The following is a 1,988-nucleotide window of genomic DNA, read 5'->3' as shown; positions in this document are numbered from 1 at the left end:
CACATCCGGCCGCTCCACCACAAACGACCGCAAACGAGCAGCCTGACCACACAACGACCCCGACCCACGACCCGACAACACAAACGGCAACACCGGCAATTCACGCGTAGCTGTCGGCGTTGACCGCCGATCGGCCATTGCTGGTTCATTCGATGGTTGCTGCAGAATGATGTGTGCGTTCGTCCCGCTGATGCCGAACGAGGACACTCCGGCTCGCCGAGGTCGGCCGGTGTCCGGCCATTCTCGTGATCGGGTCAGCAACGCCACCCCACCGGAAGACCAATCCACCTCGGTCGAGGGGTCCTCGGCGAACAGGGTTCTGGGCAAGAACTGGTGCTGCAGCGCCATCACCATTTTGATGACCCCGGCAACGCCTGCCGCCGCCTGCGGGTGTCCGATGTTCGCTTTCACCGATCCGAGCCACAGGGGTGAGCCGTCGGTGTGCTCCCGCCCGTAGGTTGCCAGTAGTGCCTGCGCTTCGATCGGGTCCCCGAGTCGAGTACCCGTGCCGTGCCCTTCCACCACGTCGACATCGGCGGCCGTCAGCCCTGCGTTGGCCAGCGCCTGCCGGATCACCCGCTGCTGCGAGGGTCCGTTCGGGGCCGTCAGTCCGTTCGAGGCCCCGTCCTGGTTCACGGCCGAACCCGCCAGCAGCGCGAGCACCCGGTGCCCGTTGCGCCGCGCATCGGACAACCGTTCCAGCACCACCAGGCCCACGCCTTCGGACCACCCGGTGCCGTCCGCGCCCGCACCGAACGACCGGCACCGGCCGTCCGGAGACAGTCCACGCTGCCGCGCGAACTCCGTGAGGATCATCGGAGTGCCCATGACCGCGACACCGCCGGCCAGCGCGAGCGAGCACTCGCCCGACCGCAGTGCTTGTGCGGCCAGGTGCAGTGCCACCAACGATGACGAACAGGCCGTGTCGACCGTTGTCGCGGGTCCCTCGAATCCGAACTGGTACGCGATTCGCCCGGACAGGACCCCGGGCGTGGTACCGGTGAGCAGGTATCCGCCGGCGTCAGTTCCTACCGCACCGTATCCGTGCGGTGTTGCTCCTACCACCACGCCGGTCTGGGTGCCGCGCAGTGAGTCCGCGTCGATACCCGCACGCTCGAAAGCCTCCCAGGCAACCTCCAGCAACAACCGCTGCTGCGGATCCATCGCCGTCGCCTCACGGGGCGAGATCCCGAAGAACCCGGCGTCGAACTCACCCGCGTCGTGCAAGAACCCGCCACCACGCGCATACGTCGTCCCCGGATGATCCGGATCCGCGTGATACAAACCCTCCACATCCCAGCCACGCGACTCCGGAAAACCAGTAACTCCCTCCCCGCCCTCGACCACCAGCGACCACAAATCCTCCGGAGAACCCACCCCACCCGGATAACGGCAAGCCATCCCGACAATCACCACAGGATCATCGGGATCAGCAATCGACGCAGACTGGGTGTCGACGTCGACATCTGCACCCAACACCACTGATTGCAAGTGTTCGATGAGAACAGCGGGAGTGGGGTAATCGAAGATCACCGAACTCGGTAGCGTGATCTTCAGGGCGCGCGAGAGCCTGTCCCGCAGTTCGGCGGACATCAAGGAATCGAAGCCCAGATCCCTGAACGTCTGACCGAGTGCACCCTCATCGAGCACGCCGCTGCCGAGAGTGGCTGTGATGTGCGCGAAAGCCAGCTCCGTCATCCGATACGTGCGCTCGGTTTCACCGAGCCCCCGCAGCTCACTCACCAGAGCCGACGTCTCTACCGACGTCTTCTCGTCGTCGAGCGTCATGTCGAGCCAATAGCGTTGGCGTTGGAAGGCGTAGGTGGGCAGTTCGGTGTGGTGGGCGCCGGTCCCGGCAAACAACTCCGACCAGTTCACCGCCACCCCCGCGGCGAACAACGCACCCAGCCCCGCCAGCACCGACTCCACCTCGCCATGACCGTGGCGCAGACCAGGCACCGCCGTAATGTCCTGGCCGTCCAAGCATT

The 1,988-nt window shown here is 65.6% G+C and carries 1 protein-coding gene; it reads right to left on the bottom strand.

Annotated elements, in window-relative coordinates; all coding sequences use genetic code 11:
* On the bottom strand, positions 1–1,988 hold a 1,988-nt coding region (locus ACWGJY_RS37485), incomplete at both ends, for a type I polyketide synthase (RefSeq protein WP_453265368.1).

It is taken from the genome of Streptomyces sp. NPDC054765, assembly GCF_053612065.1.
This window is presented reverse-complemented; position numbering and strand designations above follow the sequence as displayed.